Below are 20404 nucleotides of genomic sequence, written 5' to 3' on the forward strand. Positions count from 1 at the left end.
TCATGCGACATCCCGCGGGTTCGTTGCCGGGCCGTAGTCCTCGGCGTGATCCCTGGTCAGTGCGGCCAGCAGCTCGGGGTCGGAGTGCACCTCGGCGGTGTGCTGCCAGGTGATGAGCAACTGGGCGACGGACGCGCTGTTCCCGAGCGAGTCGGCGGCGCGCATGGTGTCGACCAGCTCGACGGTGAAGGCGTGGAGATCGGGCTCGGGCAGGAAACGAACCCAGGGGAAGACGTCCGGCAGTATGCCGAGGAGCAGTTCCATGCCGCCGGGCTCCCGGCGGGCCAGCGAGGCCAGCATCCGGGTGGCTGCCGACACCACGGTCTGATCCTGCTCGGCCCGCGCCGCGGTGGTGAGGACCAGATCCTCGCCGTCTCTGCGATGCAGGAGCAGCCTCGGCGATTCCTTGAGTCGGGCAAGCGTCTGCTTGTTCCTGTTCACCAGCTCGGAGAAGTTCACGGCTGCGTTCTCGGTACTCATGACTTTGAAACTACTTTGAAACTTGCCCTGGTGCCCTCACCCGAAAGAGGAGCGCGGAGCGGTGGACCTGTCGCGCACACCCCGCCGCGGCCGATCGCCGGTGATCGGGTCCGTTCCGTCCGTCAGTGGAACTGGAGATCAGCGGGAGGGGCCTCGACGTGTTTCGTTGCCCGGGGACGGCTGACGGGCCGTCCGGCGTGGGTGGTGTCGCCGGGTCGGCCGTCCCAGCCGTGCAGGGAGAGCCCGGTGCCGTTGTCGTTGAGGTAGGCGCGGAGAGCGCGGGCGTTGGAGGGCACGAGGTTGCCGGGCAGGGCGGCCGTATCGAACCAGCGAATCTGGGCGTGTTTCTCGGGCTCCCGGTTGTCCGGCTCGCCGGCCCACTCGTGGGCGGCGAAGACGACGGTGAGGAAGCCGTTGGGTGCGGTGGGCCGCGGGGAGCCGTGGACCAGGTGGACGGCGTGCAGGGAATCGGGTTCGACGGTCAGGCCGGTCTCCTCGCGCAGCTCGCGTACGGCGGTCCCGGTGACGGGCTCGTCCGGTTCGCTCTTGCCGGTGGGGAGGTCCCACAGGCCCGGGGCGAACGCGGACCGGGGGCCGCGCTGGAGCAGGACGATCCGGTCAGTGGCCCTGTCGTGGACGATGACAGCCGCGACCAGCAGGGTCGTCGATTCGAGCGTGGGCCTGAGCGCCTCGGACCGGGCACCGTTTTGGGACTGGGGCACGAGGGTCCTTTCGGCGGTGGGCCAGGTGTTCTGGGTGCGGGTGCGGGTGCGGTGCCGACTGGGGCGGGGCCGGTCCGGGGCGGTCGGTCTGGACGGCATTATTTACGGCCGTTGCCGCGTCACGCTTTGTCGCCCTCTCATTGGCCGCAAATAACTCCCCTTGCCTTCGGCATGGGGGACCCCAGGTGTCCAGACCAACCGCCCCTCCCCGTCCCCTTCCGCCGTCGCCCGTCTGCGCCCCGTGTCCGGCAGCCGGTTCGGGTAGAACCGCAAACGTCTCCCTGACCGCTCGCGCCAGGGTCCCACTGGATACCGATCCGCACCGGGCGGAGCAGCGCAGCCACTCGTTTCCGGGGGCGGTCGGCTCAGGTTGAACGCGCTCACTCGCGTGGGGCCGTGCCCGTGAATCTGCTGCGGGTGGGCAGGTCGTCCGCGTGCGCGGGGGAGCAGGCGCGGGGTTGCCGTAGGCGCAGAGGTGGTGCACTCGGCACCGCCCCACCTCGCACTCCGACCCGTGCTGACCCCGGTGGCGGGTCGGGATGCGGTGGGAGGCGTCCCCGGTCAGGCGCACGTCTACTGGAACGGCGACGAGCCCGCCCTGCGGGGAGAGCACCGCGTCGTCTGATGCCTCAGTCTTGTTCGCTCTCGCTGCCCGCCGTCGGCTGCTCGGCCACGAACGAGCCAAGCCCCGGCACTGTGTACGTCGCACCTTCATCCCGTAGTCGGGAGAGAACCTTCTGTGCCGTGGCCTGCGCGATTCCGAACTCGGACTGCAACTGGATCACGGACGGTACGCGACTGCGTGGCGGATAGGTGCCATCGGTGATCCGGGCTCGGATCACATCGGCCACCTGCTTCCATCGCGGCACGTCAGACGCGTAGTCGATCACTGGGTCACGGTAAGCACGGTGTGGTTATCGCTGCGAGACATGCTCTGCCTAGCATGCTAGGTATGCTAGGTGTACGCTCACCATATGAAGGACCCCCGCGACCGCTGGAACGGTCCGGGGGCGTGGCCACCAACTTCCAAGGAGTTGATGACAGTGGGGAACCCTACAGGGGGTGCCCTGGGCCGGGCGTGCAGCCTTGCCCTTCTGCGGCTTCTGGTCCGGATGTTCCCGCCCTCCGGGCGGCACCGGAGGGCGGCGGCACCGCCGTCCGGGTGCCCGACGGCTGCCGGCCGTACGTCCGCGGCCGGGCGCGTGCCCGTTCGGTGCTCGCCGTACAGCCGGGAGCAGGGCGGAGCGTTGACGGGGGAGGAGTCGGCGCTGGTGCGGCCGTACTGGGCGGCGTACGAGCGGGCCGTGCGGCAGCGCAGGCGGCGGGTGCTGTGGCTGGCGACGGTGGGGCTGGATGTGGATACCCGGAACATTCACCTGCGCACGGCCGGGGGAGCGCGGTGAGCGGGGCGGAGGAGTACCGGTCGGCGCCGTGCGCGATCGGGCGGCACGGCGAGTGCGGGGACTTCCCGGCGCGGGAGAGCGGGGTGCCGGGGCTGCGGCACCTGGTGTGCGGGTGCGGCTGCCACCCGGCGGACGAGGGACGGGTGACCGCCCCGGCCGGGGAGGCCGCTGAGGGTGTGGGGGAGCGGTGGTACCGGCTGTGCTGGACGCTGCGGCCGGAGGCGCCGCGGGCGGTGGCCGGGGTGGAGTACGGGGTGCTGGTCGGGCGGGACGTTCCGGCGATACTGCGCGGGATGCGCGGCTGTCTGCCGCCACCGGCCTACCACGATCCGGTGCATGTGCGGGTGCTGGCGGACACCCCGGGCGGCTGGTCGTACGAGAGCCGCGCGGTGTCGGCGCACACCCACCGCATCGCCGGGCCGGAGGAGTGGGCGGCGCTGTTCGCCTGCCCCGGGCGGGAGCGGGCGGGGGACGGGACATGATGTCGCACGTGCGGCGGCGCGGGCGGCTGGAGTCGGTCACCTGGACGGCCGTGCTGGTGGCCGCCTCGGCTGTGGCGATGATCCTGCTGTTGCAGGCCGCGCGGCGGGGCACGACCGGATAGCCGGAACCCCGGGCGGGGAAGGCCTCACCTCCCCGCCCGGAGCCGTACGGCGGCCGGTGTCGGATACGGACGGACAGCACCAGTCGATAGATTGAGGCCATGTCACCCAGGGTCAGACGCATCACCGTCAGCGGCTACAAGGGGCAGACTCACGTACCGGCGGAAGGTGTGCCGGAGGAACGCGTCACGGCGCGGACTCTCCGGCGGATCAACGCCTTCCTGTCGGCGTTCGCACGCAACCAGGCCGCACACAGCGTCGATGTCCCCGGCGGATTCGCCGTGTATGACGACGCCTTCGCGCATTCCCGCGCGAACAACCAGATCGTCATCGACACGGTCGTCGACGCCGGCGTACTGCCCGCCGTCGCAGAGGAGGCACTGGGGCATTTACCGCACCGTATGATCTCCGTCCTCGATGACGAGGTCGGAACGGCGTGTGCGGAAGCGCTGCTCCGGTCCGGGTACACCCACTCCACCCTCCTGGTGATGCAGCACGACGGACCGGTGACGCGGCACGGCCGTGACGCGGGGAAGGTGAGCCTCGACGCGATCCGGGCCCCGCTCGCCGAACAGTGGCGGAACTTCCTCCCGGACGTCGACGACGAGGTCATACGCCACCTCGTCGACCGGAGAGAGGTCCGCCACCGTGGCGCTGACGTCGTCCACTTCATCGGCGCGCACACCGAGGGAGGCGAGGTCGCATCGTGGGCCGACCTCTATCTGGACCGTGCGACGGGTATGGCTCAGATAGAGGACCTGGTCACTTCGGAGGTCCATCTCGGACGCGGTTACGCCGACGCGGTCCTGAACGCCGCCCTGCGTCTGGCCGTCGACGCGGACTGCGGCACGCGGTTTCTCATCGCCGATGCGGCGGACTGGCCTCGCCACTGGTACGAGCGCCGGGGTTTCTCGGTCGTAGGCCGCTCGCACTGCTTTGAACGCGGCTGATCGCTAGTCCGTGACGAAGGGGGCGTAGCCGACCGGGACCTCGCTCACCTTCAGGTCGGAGAAGAGCAGGGTCAGCCGGTGGGCGTTCGTCTCGATGAGCACCCGGTGGAAGTCGATGCCGACGGCCTCCTCCCACTGCCGGACCGCTCGGGACGGGGGGAGGAGCTTCGCTCCGGGGTACAGGACGTGCCACTTCACGCCCCAGACGTACCCGTCCAGGCCGTCGGCGGTCTCGATGTCGGTGAGACGGTCGTCCAGGGAGACCCGCCAGGTCCCGGGCGGCACCGTCGTCTCGCACCGTGCCTCGACGCAGTGGCGGAAGAGGTACCGCAGATAGGCCGGCTCGATGCCGGTGGAGGGTGCGGCGGTCAGGTGGACGACGACCTCGTAGTCGCGCATGTAGCCGGTGTAGCCGTGGTGCACCAGGGCGTGGTCGAAGATCTCGTCCAGCCGCTGCTGGAGTACCGCCGTGTCCATGGTGGCGTTCTACCGCAGGGACGCCCGTTGACGCGTCTCGCGTCGTATGGGGTCGGTCCGGGGCGTACCGGCGGATGAAGGGAAGACGGCAGGGGACGTTGCTTGTCATCCGCTTCGGTGGCCCCACGCGGTGTGTGGCCTCGCGGCCGGAACCGGAGACGGGCCGGGTATCGCGCGGGGCCGTGCCCGCCGGAGTGGGCCGCGGGCGGTTCAGGCGCCGCCCGCGGCGGTGAGCACGTCCAGGGCGTCGCGCAGGCCGCGGGGGCGGACGGCGCCGGTGAGGCGGGTGCCGCGCCAGCCGGGGCCGGCGGCGAGCACGGCGGGGCGCAGCCGGGCGCCGCGCACGCCCCAGGTGAGGGCGCGGATCCGGCGGACCAGGGTGGCGTCCGCCGTCCGCCGGGTCTGCGACCACAGGACGACTGCGGCGGGGCCGGTGCGGCGTACGGCCTCCTCCAGTGCCTCGGGCGGTACCGCGGCGCCGAACATCCGTACCGGCAGGCCGCGCTCGTTCAGCGCGGCGGTCAGCACCTCCAGGGGGAGGGTGTGCGTCTCGTCGGGGGCGCAGGCCAGCAGCAGCGGGGGGCCGGGCGCGGGGGACGGCTCCGGCCCGGGGCGGGGCCGGGCGGTGACGCGGCGCAGCGCCGAGGAGACGTGCCAGGACAGCAGGTGCTCCACCTCGACGTAGCGCTCGCCGGAGGGGGTGTCGGAGGTGCCGTTGGAGGTGGCCCACTTGCGGCCCGCCGCCCGCAGCGCGGGCATGATCACCTCCTCCCAGGCGGCGACCACCCCGTGATCGGTGATCGCCCGGTCCAGCAGGCGGTCCAGGGCGGGCGCGTCGAGGCGTACGGCGGCGCGGGCCAGCCCCCGGCACTCCGGACCTACGGCGCCCACGGGAAGGGTGTTGCCCCCGCCCGTGCGGGGCGGCGGGGCGGCGGGAAGCGGCTCGGGCGCGGGGGTGGGCGGGGAGCCGGGGGCGCGGGCCTGGCGGGCGGCCTCCGCCGGGGGCACCCCGGCGGCGGTCAGCCGGCACATGCGCTCCAGCACGGCGATGTCCCGCGGTGACCAGCGGCGGTGACGGCCGTCCGCGCGGACGGTGGGCCCCAGTCCGTACCGCCGGTCCCAGGAGCGCAGGGTGGTGGGCGAGACGCCCAGCCGCCGGGCGACGGCGCCGGTGCTCAGGCCGGCGACGGAGGGGCGGTCGGCGGGGCCGGGGTGCTCTGCCATGGCGCCAGAGTAAACGATGCAGAAACGATGCGAGTTGTTCTCCGCTGTCATGCCCGCCGACGGTGTCGGTACCGGGGCGCGCCACGCGCCCGGTGGGAGGAGCGAGAGATCATGACGCCCACAGCGGTACAGGAGAGGGCACCCCGCCGGACCGGCCCCGCCCCTTTCGGCGCGGCCGACTCCGAGGAGGAGCTGGCACGGTCCCTGGCGCGCGGCGAGGAGCGGGCGCTGGCGGAGATGTTCCACCGCTGGGGAACGCTCGTGCACACGCTGGCCGCCCGCACCCTGGGCGACGCCCGGGAGGCGGAGGACGTGACGCAGCAGGTCTTCCTCGCCGCCTGGCGCGGCCGGGCCGGCTACCGGCCCGACCGCGGCACACTGCCGGGCTGGTTGGTCGGCATCACCCGCCGGACGGTGGCCGACGCGCTGGCCGCCCGTACCCGCCGCCGCGCGCTGGCCGAGCGGACGGAGGCGGCCGCCGGCGGCGGGCCCGCGGTGTCCGGGCCGCACCCCGACCAGGTCGTGGAGCGCGTCCTGCTCGCCCATGCCCTGGCCGGGCTGCCGCCGGCCCAGCGCCAGGTGCTCTACCTGGCCTTCTACGAGGACCTGACGCACCAGCGGATAGCCGACCGGACCGGGATGCCGCTGGGCACGGTCAAGGCCCACGCCCGGCGGGGGCTGCTGCGGCTGCGCCGGGAGCTGGACGCTCTCCGTCACCGGGGCTGAGCGGTGGTGAAACGGTCTGCGAGCTGGTGATCTGAGGGATTTGAGGTGAAATATGGCGTGTTCTCGGGTGCCGCCACATACTGGCTCAGGTGCCCGCGAACGGGCCGTCGGGGGACGGGTGTCGCCGCCGTACGGCGGTGGGCGGCGCGACGGCGACCGGCCGGTGGAGCCGGCGGGCGACCCAGTGGACAGCAACGAGAACCAGTGGATCCGAGGAAGCCGAGAAATCCGGAAAACCCGTCGTGTGGTGCATCCGTGAAGGGCGCTCGCACGGAAGTGGGGGTGAGAGTCCCGCGGTTGAGCGGGGCTCGTACGAAGGGAGTTCGATGATGAACCCGCGCAGCAGGAACGTCGCCGCCACCGCCGCCGGTGTGTGCGCGCTGGCCCTCACCGCCGCCCTGCCCGCCTCGGCGGCGGCCGCCCCGGCCCAGGACGAGAAGGCCATGGTGTCGGTCTTCCACGCCGTCCCCGGTCTGACCGTCGACGTCTACGCCAACGGGAACGAACTGCTTCCCGACTTCGAGCCCGGCACCCTCACCGAGCCCCAGTCCCTGGACCCGGGCACCTACGACATCGAGGTCTTCGCCGACGGCGAGGGCCCCGACGGCGAGCCCGCCGTCCAGAAGAGCGTCGAGGTGCCGGCCGGGGCGAACGCCACGCTCGCCGCCCATCTGAACGCGCAGGGCGACCCGATGCTCACCGCGTTCGTCAACGACACCTCCGAGATCCCGGCCGGTCAGTCCCGGCTGACGGTCCGTCATGTCGCTGCGGCGCCCGCCGTGGACGTCCGGGCGGGCGGAGACCCGGTGATCGAGGGACTGGAGAACCCGAACGAGGAGTCGCTGGAGGTGCCCGCCGGGACGGTGAGCGCCGATGTCGTCCTGGCCGGGACCGACGACGTGGTCCTCGGCCCCGCCGACCTGGAGCTGGCCGAGGGCACGAACAACGTCGTCTACGCCTGGGGCAGCGCCGAGGACGAGAGCCTGGCGTTGAAGACCCAGACGATCAGCGGCATGCACGGCGCGCCCTCCGGGGTGGACGCCGGGGAGAGCGGAGCGATGGCGCAGTCCAACGAGGCCGCCACCACCTGGCTCGGCTGGGGTGCCGCGGGCGCCGTCGCGGCCGCCGGGCTGCTGGTGGCGCGCCGCCGGTACGCACGGGACAACTGACGGCCGTGCGCACCTCCGGTACGGCGAGGGCCGCGCTCGCGGCCGTCGCGGCGGCGGTCCTGGGGATGCTCGGTTGGGCGCTGTGGCCCTCCGGGACCGCCGCACCAGAGGGATTCGGCGACCGGCCGCGGGTTCAGGCGCCCGCGGCCGGTCCGTCCGCCGGTCCGGCCGGGGAGAAGGGTTCCGGGGCCGCGGCCGAGCCGGTGCGGATACGCGTCCCGCGGCTCGGGCTGACGGCACGTGTCGGCCCGGTGGGGGTCGAGGAGGGCGGCACGGTGGAGGTCCCCGCCGACGCCGGCTCGGCCGGCTGGTACCGCTACGGTCCGCCGCCCGGCGCCGACGCCGGTTCGGCCGTCCTGGTCGGACATGTGGACGACCGCACCGGTGAACTGGGCGCCTTCGCCAAGCTGTACGGAATCCGCCCGGGCGACGCCGTGACCGTCGCCCGCCGCGGGGCCCCCGCCGTACGGTACGAGGTGACCGCCCGGGAGACCGTGGCCAAGGACCGGCTTCCCGCCGAGGTGTTCCGGCGCACCGGACAGCCGGTCCTGACCCTGGTCACCTGCGCGCCCCCCTACGACCGCGAACGCGGCGGCTACCAGCGCAATCTGGTGGTGTACGCCGTCCCGGCCGGGGACTGACCGCACGGCGGAGCACACCGGACAGCGCGCGAGGGAGCGCGAGGGGCACGAGGGAGCGCGAGGGAGGAGGGCGGCGTGGACGGCTGCGACCACACACTCCTGGCCGCCCTCGCCCTCGGTGACGCCTCCCCGGCGGAGGCGTACACCGCCGGATGCCATCTGGGGCACTGCGCCGCCTGCCGCACCGAACTGGCGGAGCTCCAGGAACTGGTGGCCACCGCCCGGACCGCGTCGCCGGGCGGCGACGCGGTCCGGCCTCCCGGGCGGGTCTGGCAGGCCGTCGCCGACGCCGTCACCGCGGAGGGGGACGGCACGGACGCACCGGACGGCACGGGGCCCGTCCGCGAGCGGTGACCGGGCGGGATCAGGGCAGGACCCAGGCAGGGCTCAGGCCGGGATCAGAGTGAGGTACGCCATGCCGAGCACACCCCGGTAGTGCAGCCAGGCGGCGCGGTGGCGGTCCAGCCGCTCACGCACCGCCCCGGCCCCGGGACGGTCGCCGTGGGCGGCGAGCCACTCCTCGGCGTCGGCCTGGTAGCCCGACTCGAACTCCTCCCACTCGTCCCCGTTCGCCGTCTCGGTCCACTCCGGCCGGAAACCGGCGGTGACGGCGGCGTCCACCAGCCCGGCCAGCTCCGGGTGGTCGGCGGCCGAGGCCCCCGGCCACATCCCGGCCAGTTCGGCGGGGGCCGGGACGCGCTGCCAGAAGCCCTCCCCGAACAGCACCCGGCCGCCGGGGGCGACCAGCCGGCGCAGCTCCCGCAGCGCGGCGGGGACGTGACCGGGCGGTTCGGCACCGGTCAGGGCGTGTCCGGAGCCCACGCACAGCACCACGTCGGCCGGACCGCGGACGGTGCCCCGGGCGGACTCCTCGGCGAACTCCACCCGGTCCGCCAGCCCGCGGGCGGCCGCCGCGCGGCGGGCGCGGGCCAGGGACTCCCCGTCGGTGTCGAGCCCGACGGCCGTGGCCCGGGGCGCGGCGGCCAGCAGCCGGAGCGTCAGCTCCCCCCAGCCGCAGCCGACGTCCAGGACGGTGGCGGGCCCGGTGCGGACGAGCCGCCGGACGACACGCGCGGCGCGCTCCTCGGAGAGCGGACCGTGGAAGGCGAGCCGGGTGAGGTGCGGCGGCCCGTCGTGGTCTGTCACCGGGCGAACGGTAGCCCGGCGGGCGGGGCGGGGGTACCGGTTACCGGTCTGCCGGCGGCGGGCACCGGCCGGAGCGCGGCCAAGTCGTGACCACGGCAAGTACAACCCGGGGAACCGGTCGCCGGTCTTCCGTCCCGGGCCGCTGACCTCGTGCCCCCACTTCCGGCTGTTTCCTTAGGAGTTGAAGAGTGCGACGCCACTCACCCCACAGACCTGCCCGCCGGCTGCGGCGGTGGACCGCCGGCGGACTGACCGCCGCTCTGCTGGCGGCCGGCGCCGCCGGCACCGTCGGTACCGCCCACGCGGACGAACCGCCGGCGCCGGTCCCGGTGACCTTCGCCGGGCCGGACTCGTACGACCTGTCGCTCGACGCCGAGCCCGTCGAGGGCGAGCCGGAGATCGAACTGCGGCTCAAGGGGCCGGGGGAGGCGGAGACCGACGAGGACGGGGTCTACATACCCGTGCACCGGGGGGAGTACAGCGTCACCATCGACGCGACCGGCATGGCGGGCGTCGCCGACGTGAACCTGCCGTGCGGCGCCGAGGGGCTGGTGGCCGTCTGCACCGAGTACGACCTGTACGGCGGCACCGAGGTGAACCCGCGCTGGGACATCGGTCTCGCCGTCAGCGGGGAGAGCGAGGCCGGGGACCTGGGCACCATCACCGTCACGGGTGAGGGCGAGGGGCTGGAGTTCACCGAGCACACCGTCGACGTGCTCGTCGGCGGACCGGAGTTCCGGATGCGCGAGCTCTCCGAGCCCGCGGGCTTCGCCCCCGGCGACACCTACGAGGCCCCGCTGGGCTTCCGCAACGCCGGCGGTACGGCGGCGAACGGGGTCGTCCTGCGGTTCGGCGGCTCGCGCGGACTGTCCTTCCCCGAGGAGTACGGCAACTGCGAGTACGCCGTGGAGGAGGAGGGCGACCTGCTGCGCATGCGGCGGGTGGCCCTGTGCACCTTCGAGGGCACCTTCGCCCCCGGGGCGGCGTACGCGCTGGACAGGCCGGTGGCGGTGAAGACGGCCGGCTTCGCGCTGAACGACATCTTCCACTACTACTTCACCGCCCTCTCCCCGGAGGAGGCGGACCGGCTGCGCGAGGGCGCCGACTACCGCCGCGGCGACGGCCGGAAGCTGACACTGGAGCCGGTGGGGAACGCCGACCCCGGCGACTACGCGCAGTACGCCGAGCTGGACTTCCCCACCAGGAACAGCTACGACCTCGACCTCACCGGCGAGCGGGTCGGCGGTGCCGAGGGCGAGACGGTGACGGTGGACGTCGCCCTGCACAACCACGGCCCGGCCTGGCTCGGAGCGCTGCGCTCGGGTGGTGAGCCCGTCAGCTTCACGGTGGACATCCCCGAGGGCGCGACGGTCACCGAGGCGCCCAGGGCGTGCGGGCGGTCCAACGAGGAGGGCGGGGAGCGGGACGACCGGTACCTGTGCTGGGCCGGAACCCCGCTGCTGGAGAAGGACAGCGAGGAGTTCCCGTTCGAGCTGCGGATCGACAAGGTCGTCCGGGGCGCCAAGGGCGCGGTCCGGCTGCCGGAGTGGGGCGGCGGCGCCAACCCCTGGGAGGGGGACCCCGCCAACGACACCGGCTGGATCGTGCTGAACGGCACCGGCGACGAGGAGACCCCCGGCGACACCGGCGGCCCGGGCGGGAACGGTGACGGCCCGGGCGAGGACGGCGAGGACCCCGGCGAGGACGGCGAGGACGGCAAGGACCCCGGCGAGGACGCCGAGGACGGCAAGGATCCCGGCGAGGACGGTGCGGACGCCGGGGGCGGCGACGGCTCCACCGGCGGTGACACCGGAGGCGACGGATCCGGGGACGGCGCCCTGGCCCTCACCGGTACGAGCGCGCTGGTCCTGGGCGGCGCGGCGCTGGTCCTGCTGGCCGCCGGCGCGGGTGTCGTGTTCGCCGTGCGCGGCCGCCGGGCCGGTGGCGCGGGCGGCACCGGTGGTGCGGTGGCCTGACCGGGCCGTGCCGGGAACCCGTACGGGGGTGCGCCACCAGTCCGGTGGCGCACCCCCGTTCCGCTCCCCCTCCCGCGCCCGGCCCCGGCGGCGCGCCCCGCGTCACCCCCGCGTCACCCCCGCGCCGCTCCCTCGGCGGTCCGGGGGACGGAGAGCCGCTCCAGCACCGTGACGAGCGCCTTCGTGTCGTCCGCGGCCGGCACGATGCCGAAGGTGTCCGCCAGGACCCCGGGCACCTCGTGCGGCTCCAGCTCCCGCACCCGGCGCGAGCCGTCCGCGCGGGTGGACACCAGGGTGGTGCCGTACAGCCCGTGGCGGACGTCCGGGCCGTTGCGCAGGACGACCGGGCGGCCGGTGAAGGGGGAGTCGGGGTGGGTGGAGACGTAGTGGTTGCCCACCTCCCAGTCGACGGGGTACTGCGGGACGGGCACGAAGGAGTGCAGCTCGCGCCACTCCTCGCCCGGCGCTCCCGCCGCGCGCCGCTCGCGCAGCACCCACTCCCCGGTGCCGAGCTCCGAAGTGCGCCGCGCCAGGCGGAAGGCCCGGCCGCCGGTGGCGACCCCGGCGCCGTCGGCCAGCTCGACCGGCTCCAGCGGACCGCTGCCGAAGCCGGCGTCGCAGAGCCACACCTGCCCGGTCCGGGCCGTCTCGGCGGTCGCCACCCGCAGGACGGCGTGTGTCGCGGCCTCGGGACGGCCCTTCCCCATGTCCACCCGGGAGGACAGCGCGGTCACTCCGAAGCCCAGCCGTTCCAGGACCGCCGCGAAGAGCCGGGAGTGCTCGTAGCAGTACCCGCCGCGCGCCCGGCGGACCAGCTTGTCCTGGAGGGCGGGCACGCCGAGGAGGACCGGGCGGCCGAGCACGATCTCCAGGTTCTCGAAGGGGACGGCGGTGATGTGCGCGCGGTGCAGGGCCCGCAGGGTCGCCGGGGTGGGGGAGAGGTCCCCGGTGTGGCCGATCCGGGCCAGATAGGCGTCCAGGTCCAGTGACCCGTCGTCCCAGTGGCGGACCTCTCCGGCACGGGCTCCGGTACGGGCCCCGGCACGGATCTCGGCACGGGGACGGATGCGGGTGCGGGTGGGGGTGCGCTTCATGGTGGCTGCCCTCCCTGTGCGAGCCGGTGGCGGTACCAACGCTATGACCTCAAGCGGACTTGAGGTCAAGGCGGACGGGGCGCACGGGTGAGGGGAGGAGCGGGACGGGACGCTCAGCGCAGCGGCTTGGCGTAGCAGCGGCTGCTGTCGTGGCAGCGGTAGAGCCCGAACTTCTCGGTGAGGGTGTAGCCGCTCGACTCGTACAGGGCGATCGCCTCCGGCTGCGCGATGCCGGTCTCCAGCACCATCCGGATCCGGCCCGCCTGCCGCGCGTCCTCCTCCAGCAGGGCCAGGAGGCGGCGGGCCAGGCCCTGCCCCCGGACCTCGCGGACCACGAACATGCGCTTGATCTCCGCGTCGCCGTCCCGGTAGCCCTCGCCGCCGGAGTCCCGGGCCCGCCAGGCGCCGGTGGCCACGGGGCGGTCCGCCGCGTCGTACGCGATCAGGTACAGCCCGTTCGGCGGCCGGAACATCTCCGGGGCCAGCGGGGTGATGTCGCCCTCGTCGCCGTACCGCTCGGCGTACTCCTGCTGCACCATGTCGTTCAGCTTCACGGCGTCGGGATGGTCGTAGGCGGCGGGCACGATGCGCATGACCGCATCGTAAGGTGCCCGGTGTGCTGACGATTTCGACGGTCAACGTGAACGGGCTGCGGGCCGCGGCGAAGAAGGGCTACGTCCCCTGGCTGGCCGCCACCGAAGCGGACGTGGTGTGCCTGCAGGAGGTGCGCGCCGAGCCCGGCCAACTCCCGGACGAGGTGCGCGAGCCGGCCGGCTGGCACGCCCTGTACGCCCCCGCCGCCGCCAAGGGGCGCGCCGGTGTGGCGGTGCTCACCCGGCGCGCGCCGGAGCGGGTGCAGGTGGGCTTCGGGGTGACGGAGTTCACCGACTCCGGCCGCTATCTGGAGGTGGACCTGCCCGGGGTGACCGTCGCCAGCCTCTACCTGCCCTCGGGCGAGGTCGGCACCGAGCGGCAGGAGGAGAAGGAGCGCTTCATGGCGGCCTTCCTGCCGTACCTGGCCGCCCTGCGCGAACGCGCGGCCGCCGCGGGCCGGGAGGTCGTTGTCTGCGGCGACTGGAACATCGCCCACCGGGAGGCGGACCTGAAGAACTGGAAGGCCAACCGGAAGAACTCCGGCTTCCTGCCCGAGGAGCGCGCCTGGCTCGGCCGGGTCCTCGACGAGGCGGGCTACGCGGACGTCGTGCGCCGCCTCCACCCCGACCAGGACGGGCCGTACACCTGGTGGTCCTACCGGGGCCGGGCCTTCGACAACGACGCGGGCTGGCGCATCGACTACCAGATCGCGACGGAGGGCCTGGCGGAGCGGGCGGTGAAGGCGGTCGTGGAGCGGGCGGCCGACCACGCGGGCCGGTGGAGCGACCACGCGCCGGTGACGGTCGTCTACGGCTCCTGACCGGAGTCGCGGTCCCGGTCGCGGTCCCGGTCGCGGGGCAGCAGGCAGGTGGTGAGCCGGCGGGCCTCTGCCAGCAGCGGACCGAAAACCGCCAGCCCCTCGGGGACGGCGGCGACGTGCCCGGGCAGCTCGGCGCGGAGCCGGTCCTGGACGGCGCGGACCTCGGCGACGGCCTCGCGCAGCTCCTCGCGGGCCGCCTCGGTGTCGTCGCCGGTGACGGTGCGCCCGTAGGCGCCCAGCGCGGCGTCGACCTGCCGCAGGAAGTCGGCGTACGGGCGGGTGACGCCGTGGCCGGGGCGGAGGTCGTCGTCGGTCTCCTCAGCGGACTCCACAAGGGTGCGGGTCAGGCCGACGAGCCGGTCGGCGATGTCCTCCAGGGTGTCCAGGGTCTCCTCGTACGCCGCCGCCAGCGCCGTGGCCTCGGTGCGGCGGCGGCGCTCGGGGTTGAGCCGCAGGCTCTCCTGGCTCCAGCCGATCGCGGAGTGCACGCCGCGGATCAGCCGGGGGAGACGGCGGGCCCGCTCGTGCCAGCCGCGGACGCGGTCCCGCTCCCAGGGCTCGTCCAGGCCGTCGGCGAGGTCCGTGACGATCTCCCGCGCCTCGCGGAGCACGTCGTCCACCGCCTCGCGGGTGCTGCGCAGGTAGACGGGCGGCATGACCAGCGCGTTGACACCGACGCCGACGGCCGTGCCCAGCAGTGCCGCCAGGATGCGGGAGACGGCGGAGTCGAGCGTCGCCTCGCCCGGGATCAGGGTGAACAGGGCGGCGGTGGAGGTGTAGATGCCCTGGTCGCCGAAGCGCGGCCAGTTGGCCAGCAGGGTGGTGACGGGCAGCACGACGACCAGCGCCGCCATGGGATGGCCCAGGGGGATGACCAGGGCGGCGGCCAGTACGGTGCCCACGGTGATCGCCAGGGTCTGGTGGAGGCCCTGCCGCACCGAGCGGTAGACGGTGGCCTGCACCAGTACCACGGCCACCCAGGGCGCCATCAGGGCGAAGGCGTCGGGCAGCAGCCAGGCTGCCGCGAACCAGGCGAGCAGGGCGGCGAGCGCGGCCTTGAGCGACTGGACGACCATGTCGCGCTCCCGGCCCGGCCCCCGCCCGGCGCGGCGCGCGGCGCGGGCGGCCCAGGAGACCTCCGCCCGTACGGCGCGGAGCGCGGCGGCGGCCCGGGCGCGCGGCGCCGGAGGGCGTGTATGCATCATGCAGATACCGGTGCCACGAGGGTGGCCCGTCATGCCGGGCGGTTCCCGCGGGCCGGTCAGGCCCCGGTGTCCGGTTCCGGCGCGGTCCCGGTTCCGGGCTCGTCGTCCGGCCGCGGCCAGTTCTCCAGTTCGGCGCGGATCCGGCGGTCCACGGCCAGGGCCACCTCGGCGTCGACGACCTGCTTGGACAGCGGGCGCAGCCGGTCCATGACCTCGGTGAGCCACTCCGGGCCGGCGCCGGCCGGCCGGCGGGCGTCCGCGAGCAGATGGTTCCTGATCAGTTCGGTGAACAGGCCGGCGACGGCGTCGGCGTGCTCGCGGACCACGCGTCCCGCCTCCAGCACCGCCGCCAGCGGTATGCCCTCGCGCACCAGCGCGGTGGAGGCGTCGAGCAGCCGGCGGCTGACATGGACCACCTCGTCGCCGTCGACGGCCAGATAGCCCAGCCGCAGGGCGGCGGCGAGGTTCTCGGGGGTCACCTCGCCGGGGAAGTGGGCGGCCAGCTCCTCGGGGGTGAGCCGGACGGGGGTCTCCTCCGACCAGGGCGGGACGAGGGTGCCGTCCAGCCCGAGCAGTTCGGCGGCCCGGCCGGAGTCCCGGCCCTTCTCGAAGGCGTCGATCAGATCGGCGATGCCGCCGAGGGTGTGGCCGCGCGCCAGCAGTTCGGAGATCGTCCGCAACCGGGCGAGGTGGTGCTCGTCGTACCAGGCGATCCGGCCCTCGCGGCGCGGCGGCGGAAGGAGTCCGCGTTCGCGGTAGAACCGCAGGGTGCGCACGGTGATGCCGGCCGCACCGGCGAGCTCGGCCGTGCGGTACTCCGCGCGTCCCGTCCCGTCCGCCGCTCCTTCCGTCCTGTCCGCCGCCCCTTCCGCCGCTCCGTCCGCCGTCCGACCCGTCGTGTCCGCCACACCCGGAAGCCTATGCGGCGCGGGCCGCCCCCGGCCGGACGGGGCGGGACGGTGGGGCGGGACGGTGAGGCGGAGGTGCAACCGGCGGTAACTTCCCGCTCCGCACCCCTACCCATGAGTACGTTCCTGTCCTACTCTCCAACAGTGCCAGTGATCGCTGGCATATTCTGCCCGCGGGGGCACCTATGTCGGGAGGGCGGCGTGGCCGAACGGGAACACGTACGGGTGGCGGTGATCGGCTCGGGCTTCGGCGGACTGGGGGCCGCCGTGCGGCTGCGCCGCGCCGGGGTCACCGACTTCGTCGTCCTGGAGCGCCGCGACGCCCTCGGCGGCGCCTGGCGGGACAACACCTACCCGGGCTGCGCCTGCGACGTGCCCTCGCACCTGTACTCCTTCTCCTTCGCCCCCAACCCCGACTGGCCGCGGAGCTTCTCCGGGCAGGAGGACATCCGCGCCTATCTGGAGCGGGTCGCCGACACCTTCGGGCTCCGCCCCCACCTCCGCTTCGGCGCCGAACTGCTGGCGGCCCGCTGGGACACCGCGGCGCTGCGCTGGGAGATCGAGACCCGGGCCGGGAGCCTCACCGCGGACCTGCTCGTCTCGGCCACCGGCCCGCTGTCGGACCCGAGGATTCCCGACATCCCCGGCCTGGCCGGCTTCCCCGGCAAGGTCTTCCACTCCGCGCAGTGGGACCACGGCTACGACCTGCGCGGCAAGCGCGTCGCCATGATCGGCACCGGCGCCTCCGCCATCCAGATCGTCCCGGCGATCCAGCCGGTGGTGGAGCGGCTCACCGTCTTCCAGCGCACCCCCGCCTGGGTCCTGCCGCGCCTGGACCGCGAGACCAGCCGCTTCGAGCGCCGGCTGCACGCGAGGGTGCCCGTCACCGGCGCGCTGCGCCGCCGGGCGCTGTGGCTGGTCCGCGAGTTCCAGATCGGCGCCTTCGCCCGGCACCCGGCCCAGCTCGGTCTGGTGGAGAAGCTGGCCAGGCGCCACCTGCACAAGGCCGTCCGGGACCCGGCGCTGCGCGCCGGACTCACCCCCGGCTACCGGATCGGCTGCAAGCGCATCCTGCTGTCCAATACCTACTACCCGGCCCTGGCGCGGCCCAACGTGGACGTCGTCGCCTCCGGTCTGAAGGAGGTGCGCGGCAGCACCCTGGTGGCCGCCGACGGCACCGGGGCCGAGGTGGACGCGGTGGTCTTCGGCACCGGCTTCCACGTCACCGACATGCCGATCGCCCACCGGATCACCGGCGCGGACGGCGTCACGCTCGCCGAGGCGTGGAAGGACGGCATGGCGGCGCTGCGCGGCGCCACGGTCGCGGGCTTCCCCAACTTCATGACGGTCATCGGGCCCAACACCGGGCTCGGCAACAGCTCGATGATCCTCATCATCGAGGCCCAGCTCAACTACCTGGTCGACTACCTGCGGCGGCTCGACGCCCTGGCCGCCGAGGCTCCCGGCGGCCGGACCGGCCGGGTCGCGCTCGACGCCCGCCCCGAGGCGGTACGCGCCTGGAACGACCGCGTCCAGGAGCGCATGCGGCGCACGGTGTGGAGCACCGGCGGCTGCGACAGTTGGTACCTGGACGCGAACGGCCGCAACACGACCGTCTGGCCGGGCACCACCGCCGAGTTCAGAAGGGTCACCAGAAAGATCGACCCGGCCGAGTACGAGGTGCTGCGCGCGCCCGCCCGTACCGCGGACCAGGACAGCCGGCCGGCGCGCACCGCGGAGGGGACCCGATGAACGACGAACCGGCGAACGACGGCCCGACGAACGGCGGCCCGGCCGCCACCGGGCCGTACGCACCGCCCGCCCCGCGCCGCGAGCTGACCGTCGTCTCCGCCGACGGCTCCCGGCTGCACGCCGAGGAGCACGGCCGCGAGGACGGCCCCACCGTCGTCCTGGCGCACGGCTGGACCTGCTCGACGCTCTTCTGGGCGCCGGTGATCCGGCTGCTGGCCGGCGAGCACCGGGTGATCGTCTACGACCAGCGCGGCCACGGCCGCTCCCCGGCCGCCGGACCCGGCGGCCACACCACCGAGGCCCTCGCCGACGACCTGTGCGCCGTCCTGGCCGCCGCCGGGGCCCGGGCGGTGGTGGCCGGGCACTCCATGGGCGGCATGACGGTCATGGCCGCCGCCGGCCGCCCGGAGCTGCGCGAGCGCGCCGCCGCCGCGCTGCTGCTCAACACCGGCAGCTCCGGACTGCTGGCCGAGTCCACCGTGGTGCCGCTGCGGGCGGGCCGGCTGCGTCTGCGCGTCCAGAAGGCCGTCCTCGGCTCCAGTCTGCCGCTGGGCCCGGTGACACCCCTGGGGATGCGCGTCCTGCGGTACGCGACCATGGGCCCCGGCGCGACGAAGGAGCAGATCGCGGCGTGCGCCCGTATCGTGCACGCCTGCCCGCGCAGAGTGCGCGCCTCCTGGGCCCGGGAGGTCCTGGCGGTGCTGGACCTGGACGCGAACCTCGCCGCCCTGGACCTGCCCACCGCCGTCCTGGCCGGGGAGAAGGACCGTCTCACCCCGCCGGCGCACGCCCGGCGGCTGGCCGCGGCCCTGCCGGACTGCACCGGCCTGACCGTACTGCCCGGCCTCGGGCACATGACCCCGATCGAGGCGCCGCGGGCCGTCGCCGACGCCGTGGCCGCCCTGGTGCGCGACCATCTGACGGGGGGCACGCCTTCCGTGTCCGCCGAGCCTTCCGCACGTCCCGCACGTCCCGCCGAGAAGGAGTCGTCGTAGATGGCACGCAACAGTCTCACGGGCCGGGTGGCGGTGGTCACCGGCGCCGCCCGGGGCGTGGGCGAACTGCTCGCCCGCCGCCTCGCGGCACGCGGCGCGCGGATCGCGCTGGTCGGCCTGGAGCCGGAGGAGCTGGCGAGGGTCTCCGCGTCGCTGCCGACCGACAGCGCCCACTGGCACGCCGACGTCACCGACCACACCGCGATGGCCCGGGTCGCCCGGGAGGTCGGTGAGCGCTTCGGGGCGGTGGACGTCGTCGTGGCCAACGCCGGAGTGGCCGCCGGCGGCCCGTTCGCCGACTCCGACGAGACCGCCTGGCGCCGGGTGATCGAGGTCAACCTGCTCGGCAGCGCCACCACCGCCCGCGCCTTCCTGCCCGCACTGATCGAGTCGCGCGGCTACCTGCTGCAGATCGCCTCGCTCGCCGCGCTCACCCCGGCCCCGATGATGAGCGCGTACTGCGCCTCCAAATCGGGGGTGGAGGCGTACGCGCACGCGCTGCGCGCGGAGGTCGGCCACCAGGGAGTGCGGGTCGGGGTGGCCTATCTGAGCTGGACCGACACCGACATGGTGCGGGGCGCCGACGAGGACGAGGTGATGCGCGAACTGCGCGGGCGGCTGCCCTGGCCGGCCAACCGGACGTACCCGCTGGAACCGGCCGTGGAACGGATCGCGGCGGGCGTCGAGCGCCGCTCCTTCCACGTCTACGGGCAGTGGTGGCTGCGCGGCATGCAGTCGGTGCGCGGCCTCCTGCCCGGGATCGTCGGCCGGGTCGGGCAGCGCGAGATGCGGCGCTTCGCGCCCAGGCTGGCCGCCGCGGGCGGCACCCGCACCGGGCTGGTGGGCGCGGGCGGCGCGGCGGACGAGCGGGCCCGCCGGCCGTCCGGCGCGGAGCCCGGCACGGAGCGCTGACCCCCGCCGAGGCGGCGAACCGGCGCCGGGTCAGTGCCTGCGCGTGTCGATCCCGGTGAGCCGATACACGCGCACCTGCGCGACGAGCCGCTCCGTCGCCGCCTGCTTCTCCGCTGCCGACCGCGTCGGCAGGCCGGCGGCCTCACACCGCTCACGTGCCTTGCGCCTGGCATCCTCCCAACTGACGGTGCTCATTCGTACTCCCGGGTCTCAAGGTCGGCGAGGTGCGAGGTGCGAGGTACGGGGTGCGGGGCCCGGGCGGGGCGTGCTCAGGCCTGCGGCCGGTCCTCCTCGCCCCACTCCGGGGAGCCGTCCTCGTGGGGGCGGTCCCCCCGGGCGTCCTGCTCGCGGTCGCGGTCGCGGCCGGACCGCTGGGAGCGGGCGGTGCCCGACATCCTCCCGGCCCGTTCGCCGTGGTCGCGGGTGATCTCGCTCTCGTTCCGGGGGTCGGCGGTACGCCGCGTGTACCCGCCGCGCCTGTCCGGCTCGTCCGGCCTGTTCATGTGCGCTCCCGAAGTGGTGCGGGACGTCCGGTCCGCCGCGGAACCGGCATGGCCCTTCCCAGTACCCGCCCGCCGGGCGCGCACACCGGGCGTACGCGCCGGAGG

At 74.5% G+C, this 20404-nt stretch carries 25 protein-coding genes; 13 read left to right on the top strand and 12 right to left on the bottom strand.

What is annotated here, in order from left to right; translation table 11 throughout:
• The 3 genes from CUT44_RS11420 to CUT44_RS11430 form a co-directional block, all read right to left on the bottom strand.
• Entirely contained in the window at positions 1-480 is a 480-nt protein-coding gene (locus tag CUT44_RS11420; protein WP_100201817.1) for a hypothetical protein, read from the bottom strand.
• A gap of 122 nt (positions 481-602) precedes the next feature.
• Complete coding sequence (locus tag CUT44_RS11425; protein WP_408646733.1) at positions 603-1202, bottom strand: NUDIX domain-containing protein; 600 nt, start codon at positions 1200-1202, stop codon at positions 603-605.
• A 629-nt stretch (positions 1203-1831) separates the two neighbouring features.
• Positions 1832-2092 (bottom strand): GntR family transcriptional regulator, encoded by a 261-nt coding sequence (locus CUT44_RS11430; RefSeq protein WP_100201819.1) that lies wholly within the window; start codon positions 2090-2092, stop codon positions 1832-1834.
• Positions 2093-2449: 357 nt separating this feature from the next.
• Here CUT44_RS11430 and CUT44_RS33520 point away from each other — a divergent pair, with 357 nt between their 5' ends.
• From CUT44_RS33520 to CUT44_RS11440, 4 genes are all read left to right on the top strand, one after another.
• On the top strand, positions 2450-2605 hold the full coding sequence (locus tag CUT44_RS33520; RefSeq protein WP_199185675.1) for a hypothetical protein: 156 nt from the start codon (positions 2450-2452) through the stop codon (positions 2603-2605).
• On the top strand, positions 2602-3087 hold the full coding sequence (locus CUT44_RS11435; protein WP_100201820.1) for a hypothetical protein: 486 nt from the start codon (positions 2602-2604) through the stop codon (positions 3085-3087). Before CUT44_RS33520 ends, CUT44_RS11435 begins: the two co-directional genes overlap by 4 nt.
• Positions 3084-3209 carry a hypothetical protein gene (locus tag CUT44_RS34505; protein ID WP_269846176.1) on the top strand — a complete coding sequence of 42 codons (126 nt, stop codon included), beginning with the start codon at positions 3084-3086 and terminating at the stop codon, positions 3207-3209. The genes CUT44_RS11435 and CUT44_RS34505 overlap by 4 nt, the downstream gene beginning before the upstream one ends.
• Before the next feature lie 99 nt (positions 3210-3308).
• Entirely contained in the window at positions 3309-4157 is an 849-nt protein-coding gene (locus CUT44_RS11440) for a GNAT family N-acetyltransferase (RefSeq protein ID WP_107488050.1), read from the top strand.
• 3 nt (positions 4158-4160) lie between these two features.
• Here the strand turns inward: CUT44_RS11440 and CUT44_RS11445 are convergent, their stop codons facing one another.
• Entirely contained in the window at positions 4161-4634 is a 474-nt protein-coding gene (locus tag CUT44_RS11445) for a YxiG-like protein (RefSeq protein ID WP_100201822.1), read from the bottom strand.
• A gap of 210 nt (positions 4635-4844) precedes the next feature.
• Positions 4845-5858 (bottom strand): MerR family transcriptional regulator, encoded by a 1014-nt coding sequence (locus CUT44_RS11450; RefSeq protein WP_100201823.1) that lies wholly within the window; start codon positions 5856-5858, stop codon positions 4845-4847.
• 111 nt (positions 5859-5969) lie between these two features.
• Between CUT44_RS11450 and CUT44_RS11455 the strand changes: the two genes are divergently transcribed.
• The 4 genes from CUT44_RS11455 to CUT44_RS11470 all read left to right on the top strand — a co-directional run bounded on the left by CUT44_RS11455 (position 5970) and on the right by CUT44_RS11470 (position 8748).
• Complete coding sequence (locus tag CUT44_RS11455) at positions 5970-6584, top strand: sigma-70 family RNA polymerase sigma factor (RefSeq protein WP_100201824.1); 615 nt, start codon at positions 5970-5972, stop codon at positions 6582-6584.
• Between the two features lie 326 nt (positions 6585-6910).
• Complete coding sequence (locus tag CUT44_RS11460; protein WP_100201825.1) at positions 6911-7753, top strand: DUF4397 domain-containing protein; 843 nt, start codon at positions 6911-6913, stop codon at positions 7751-7753.
• Between the two features lie 5 nt (positions 7754-7758).
• Entirely contained in the window at positions 7759-8394 is a 636-nt protein-coding gene (locus CUT44_RS11465; RefSeq protein WP_233221346.1) for a class F sortase, read from the top strand.
• Positions 8395-8469: 75 nt separating this feature from the next.
• Entirely contained in the window at positions 8470-8748 is a 279-nt protein-coding gene (locus CUT44_RS11470) for a hypothetical protein (protein WP_100201826.1), read from the top strand.
• 33 nt (positions 8749-8781) lie between these two features.
• Here CUT44_RS11470 and CUT44_RS11475 read toward each other — a convergent pair whose 3' ends face one another.
• Entirely contained in the window at positions 8782-9540 is a 759-nt protein-coding gene (locus CUT44_RS11475; protein WP_100201827.1) for an SAM-dependent methyltransferase, read from the bottom strand.
• 188 nt (positions 9541-9728) lie between these two features.
• On the opposite strand from CUT44_RS11475, the gene CUT44_RS33070 reads away from it, so the two are divergent.
• Positions 9729-11516 (top strand): hypothetical protein, encoded by a 1788-nt coding sequence (locus CUT44_RS33070; RefSeq protein WP_158239596.1) that lies wholly within the window; start codon positions 9729-9731, stop codon positions 11514-11516.
• Between the two features lie 113 nt (positions 11517-11629).
• On the opposite strand, the gene CUT44_RS11485 is transcribed toward CUT44_RS33070, so the two are convergent.
• Together CUT44_RS11485 and CUT44_RS11490 are read right to left on the bottom strand one after the other, a co-directional pair.
• Entirely contained in the window at positions 11630-12610 is a 981-nt protein-coding gene (locus tag CUT44_RS11485; RefSeq protein ID WP_100201828.1) for an arylamine N-acetyltransferase family protein, read from the bottom strand.
• Between the two features lie 113 nt (positions 12611-12723).
• Positions 12724-13203 (bottom strand): GNAT family N-acetyltransferase, encoded by a 480-nt coding sequence (locus tag CUT44_RS11490; RefSeq protein ID WP_100201829.1) that lies wholly within the window; start codon positions 13201-13203, stop codon positions 12724-12726.
• A gap of 23 nt (positions 13204-13226) precedes the next feature.
• On the opposite strand from CUT44_RS11490, the gene CUT44_RS11495 reads away from it, so the two are divergent.
• Positions 13227-14024: an exodeoxyribonuclease III gene (locus CUT44_RS11495; protein ID WP_100201830.1), complete on the top strand. Its 798-nt coding sequence runs from the start codon at positions 13227-13229 to the stop codon at positions 14022-14024.
• On the opposite strand, the gene CUT44_RS11500 is transcribed toward CUT44_RS11495, so the two are convergent.
• Together CUT44_RS11500 and CUT44_RS11505 are read right to left on the bottom strand one after the other, a co-directional pair.
• Positions 14012-15229 carry an FUSC family protein gene (locus CUT44_RS11500; protein ID WP_158239597.1) on the bottom strand — a complete coding sequence of 406 codons (1218 nt, stop codon included), beginning with the start codon at positions 15227-15229 and terminating at the stop codon, positions 14012-14014. The two genes, CUT44_RS11495 and CUT44_RS11500, sit on opposite strands and share 13 nt — an antisense overlap.
• A 56-nt stretch (positions 15230-15285) precedes the next feature.
• Positions 15286-16137 (bottom strand): MerR family transcriptional regulator, encoded by an 852-nt coding sequence (locus tag CUT44_RS11505; protein ID WP_100201832.1) that lies wholly within the window; start codon positions 16135-16137, stop codon positions 15286-15288.
• Between the two features lie 201 nt (positions 16138-16338).
• Here CUT44_RS11505 and CUT44_RS11510 point away from each other — a divergent pair, with 201 nt between their 5' ends.
• The 3 genes from CUT44_RS11510 to CUT44_RS11520 are packed head-to-tail and all read left to right on the top strand — an operon-like array spanning position 16339 to position 19796.
• Positions 16339-17889, top strand: coding sequence for a flavin-containing monooxygenase (locus tag CUT44_RS11510; protein WP_100201833.1), 1551 nt, complete (start codon positions 16339-16341; stop codon positions 17887-17889).
• Positions 17886-18884 (top strand): alpha/beta fold hydrolase, encoded by a 999-nt coding sequence (locus CUT44_RS11515; RefSeq protein ID WP_100201834.1) that lies wholly within the window; start codon positions 17886-17888, stop codon positions 18882-18884. Before CUT44_RS11510 ends, CUT44_RS11515 begins: the two co-directional genes overlap by 4 nt.
• Positions 18885-19796, top strand: a complete 912-nt coding sequence (locus CUT44_RS11520; protein ID WP_100201835.1) for an SDR family oxidoreductase — start codon at positions 18885-18887, stop codon at positions 19794-19796.
• Between the two features lie 30 nt (positions 19797-19826).
• Here the strand turns inward: CUT44_RS11520 and CUT44_RS33075 are convergent, their stop codons facing one another.
• Both CUT44_RS33075 and CUT44_RS11525 read right to left on the bottom strand, forming a co-directional pair.
• Positions 19827-19991, bottom strand: a complete 165-nt coding sequence (locus CUT44_RS33075; RefSeq protein ID WP_158239598.1) for a hypothetical protein — start codon at positions 19989-19991, stop codon at positions 19827-19829.
• Between the two features lie 74 nt (positions 19992-20065).
• On the bottom strand, positions 20066-20299 hold the full coding sequence (locus CUT44_RS11525; RefSeq protein ID WP_100201836.1) for a hypothetical protein: 234 nt from the start codon (positions 20297-20299) through the stop codon (positions 20066-20068).
• Between the last annotated feature and the right edge of the window lie 105 nt (positions 20300-20404).

It is taken from the genome of Streptomyces carminius (genome assembly GCF_002794255.1).
In the GTDB taxonomy this organism is placed as follows: Bacteria; Actinomycetota; Actinomycetes; order Streptomycetales; family Streptomycetaceae; genus Streptomyces; species Streptomyces carminius.

Bases quoted from the DNA above. Each gene is read 5' to 3' on its own strand.
- CUT44_RS11420 (WP_100201817.1), bottom strand. From the start codon at position 480: ATGAGTACCGAGAACGCAGCCGTGAACTTCTCCGAGCTGGTGAACAGG.
- CUT44_RS34505 (WP_269846176.1), top strand. From the start codon at position 3,084: ATGATGTCGCACGTGCGGCGGCGCGGGCGGCTGGAGTCGGTCACCTGG.
- CUT44_RS11440 (WP_107488050.1), top strand. From the start codon at position 3,309: ATGTCACCCAGGGTCAGACGCATCACCGTCAGCGGCTACAAGGGGCAG.
- CUT44_RS11445 (WP_100201822.1), bottom strand. From the start codon at position 4,634: ATGGACACGGCGGTACTCCAGCAGCGGCTGGACGAGATCTTCGACCAC.
- CUT44_RS11450 (WP_100201823.1), bottom strand. From the start codon at position 5,858: ATGGCAGAGCACCCCGGCCCCGCCGACCGCCCCTCCGTCGCCGGCCTG.
- CUT44_RS11455 (WP_100201824.1), top strand. From the start codon at position 5,970: ATGACGCCCACAGCGGTACAGGAGAGGGCACCCCGCCGGACCGGCCCC.
- CUT44_RS11460 (WP_100201825.1), top strand. From the start codon at position 6,911: ATGATGAACCCGCGCAGCAGGAACGTCGCCGCCACCGCCGCCGGTGTG.
- CUT44_RS11485 (WP_100201828.1), bottom strand. From the start codon at position 12,610: ATGAAGCGCACCCCCACCCGCACCCGCATCCGTCCCCGTGCCGAGATC.
- CUT44_RS11490 (WP_100201829.1), bottom strand. From the start codon at position 13,203: ATGCGCATCGTGCCCGCCGCCTACGACCATCCCGACGCCGTGAAGCTG.
- CUT44_RS11500 (WP_158239597.1), bottom strand. From the start codon at position 15,229: ATGATGCATACACGCCCTCCGGCGCCGCGCGCCCGGGCCGCCGCCGCG.
- CUT44_RS11515 (WP_100201834.1), top strand. From the start codon at position 17,886: ATGAACGACGAACCGGCGAACGACGGCCCGACGAACGGCGGCCCGGCC.
- CUT44_RS11520 (WP_100201835.1), top strand. From the start codon at position 18,885: ATGGCACGCAACAGTCTCACGGGCCGGGTGGCGGTGGTCACCGGCGCC.
- CUT44_RS33075 (WP_158239598.1), bottom strand. From the start codon at position 19,991: ATGAGCACCGTCAGTTGGGAGGATGCCAGGCGCAAGGCACGTGAGCGG.
- CUT44_RS11525 (WP_100201836.1), bottom strand. From the start codon at position 20,299: ATGAACAGGCCGGACGAGCCGGACAGGCGCGGCGGGTACACGCGGCGT.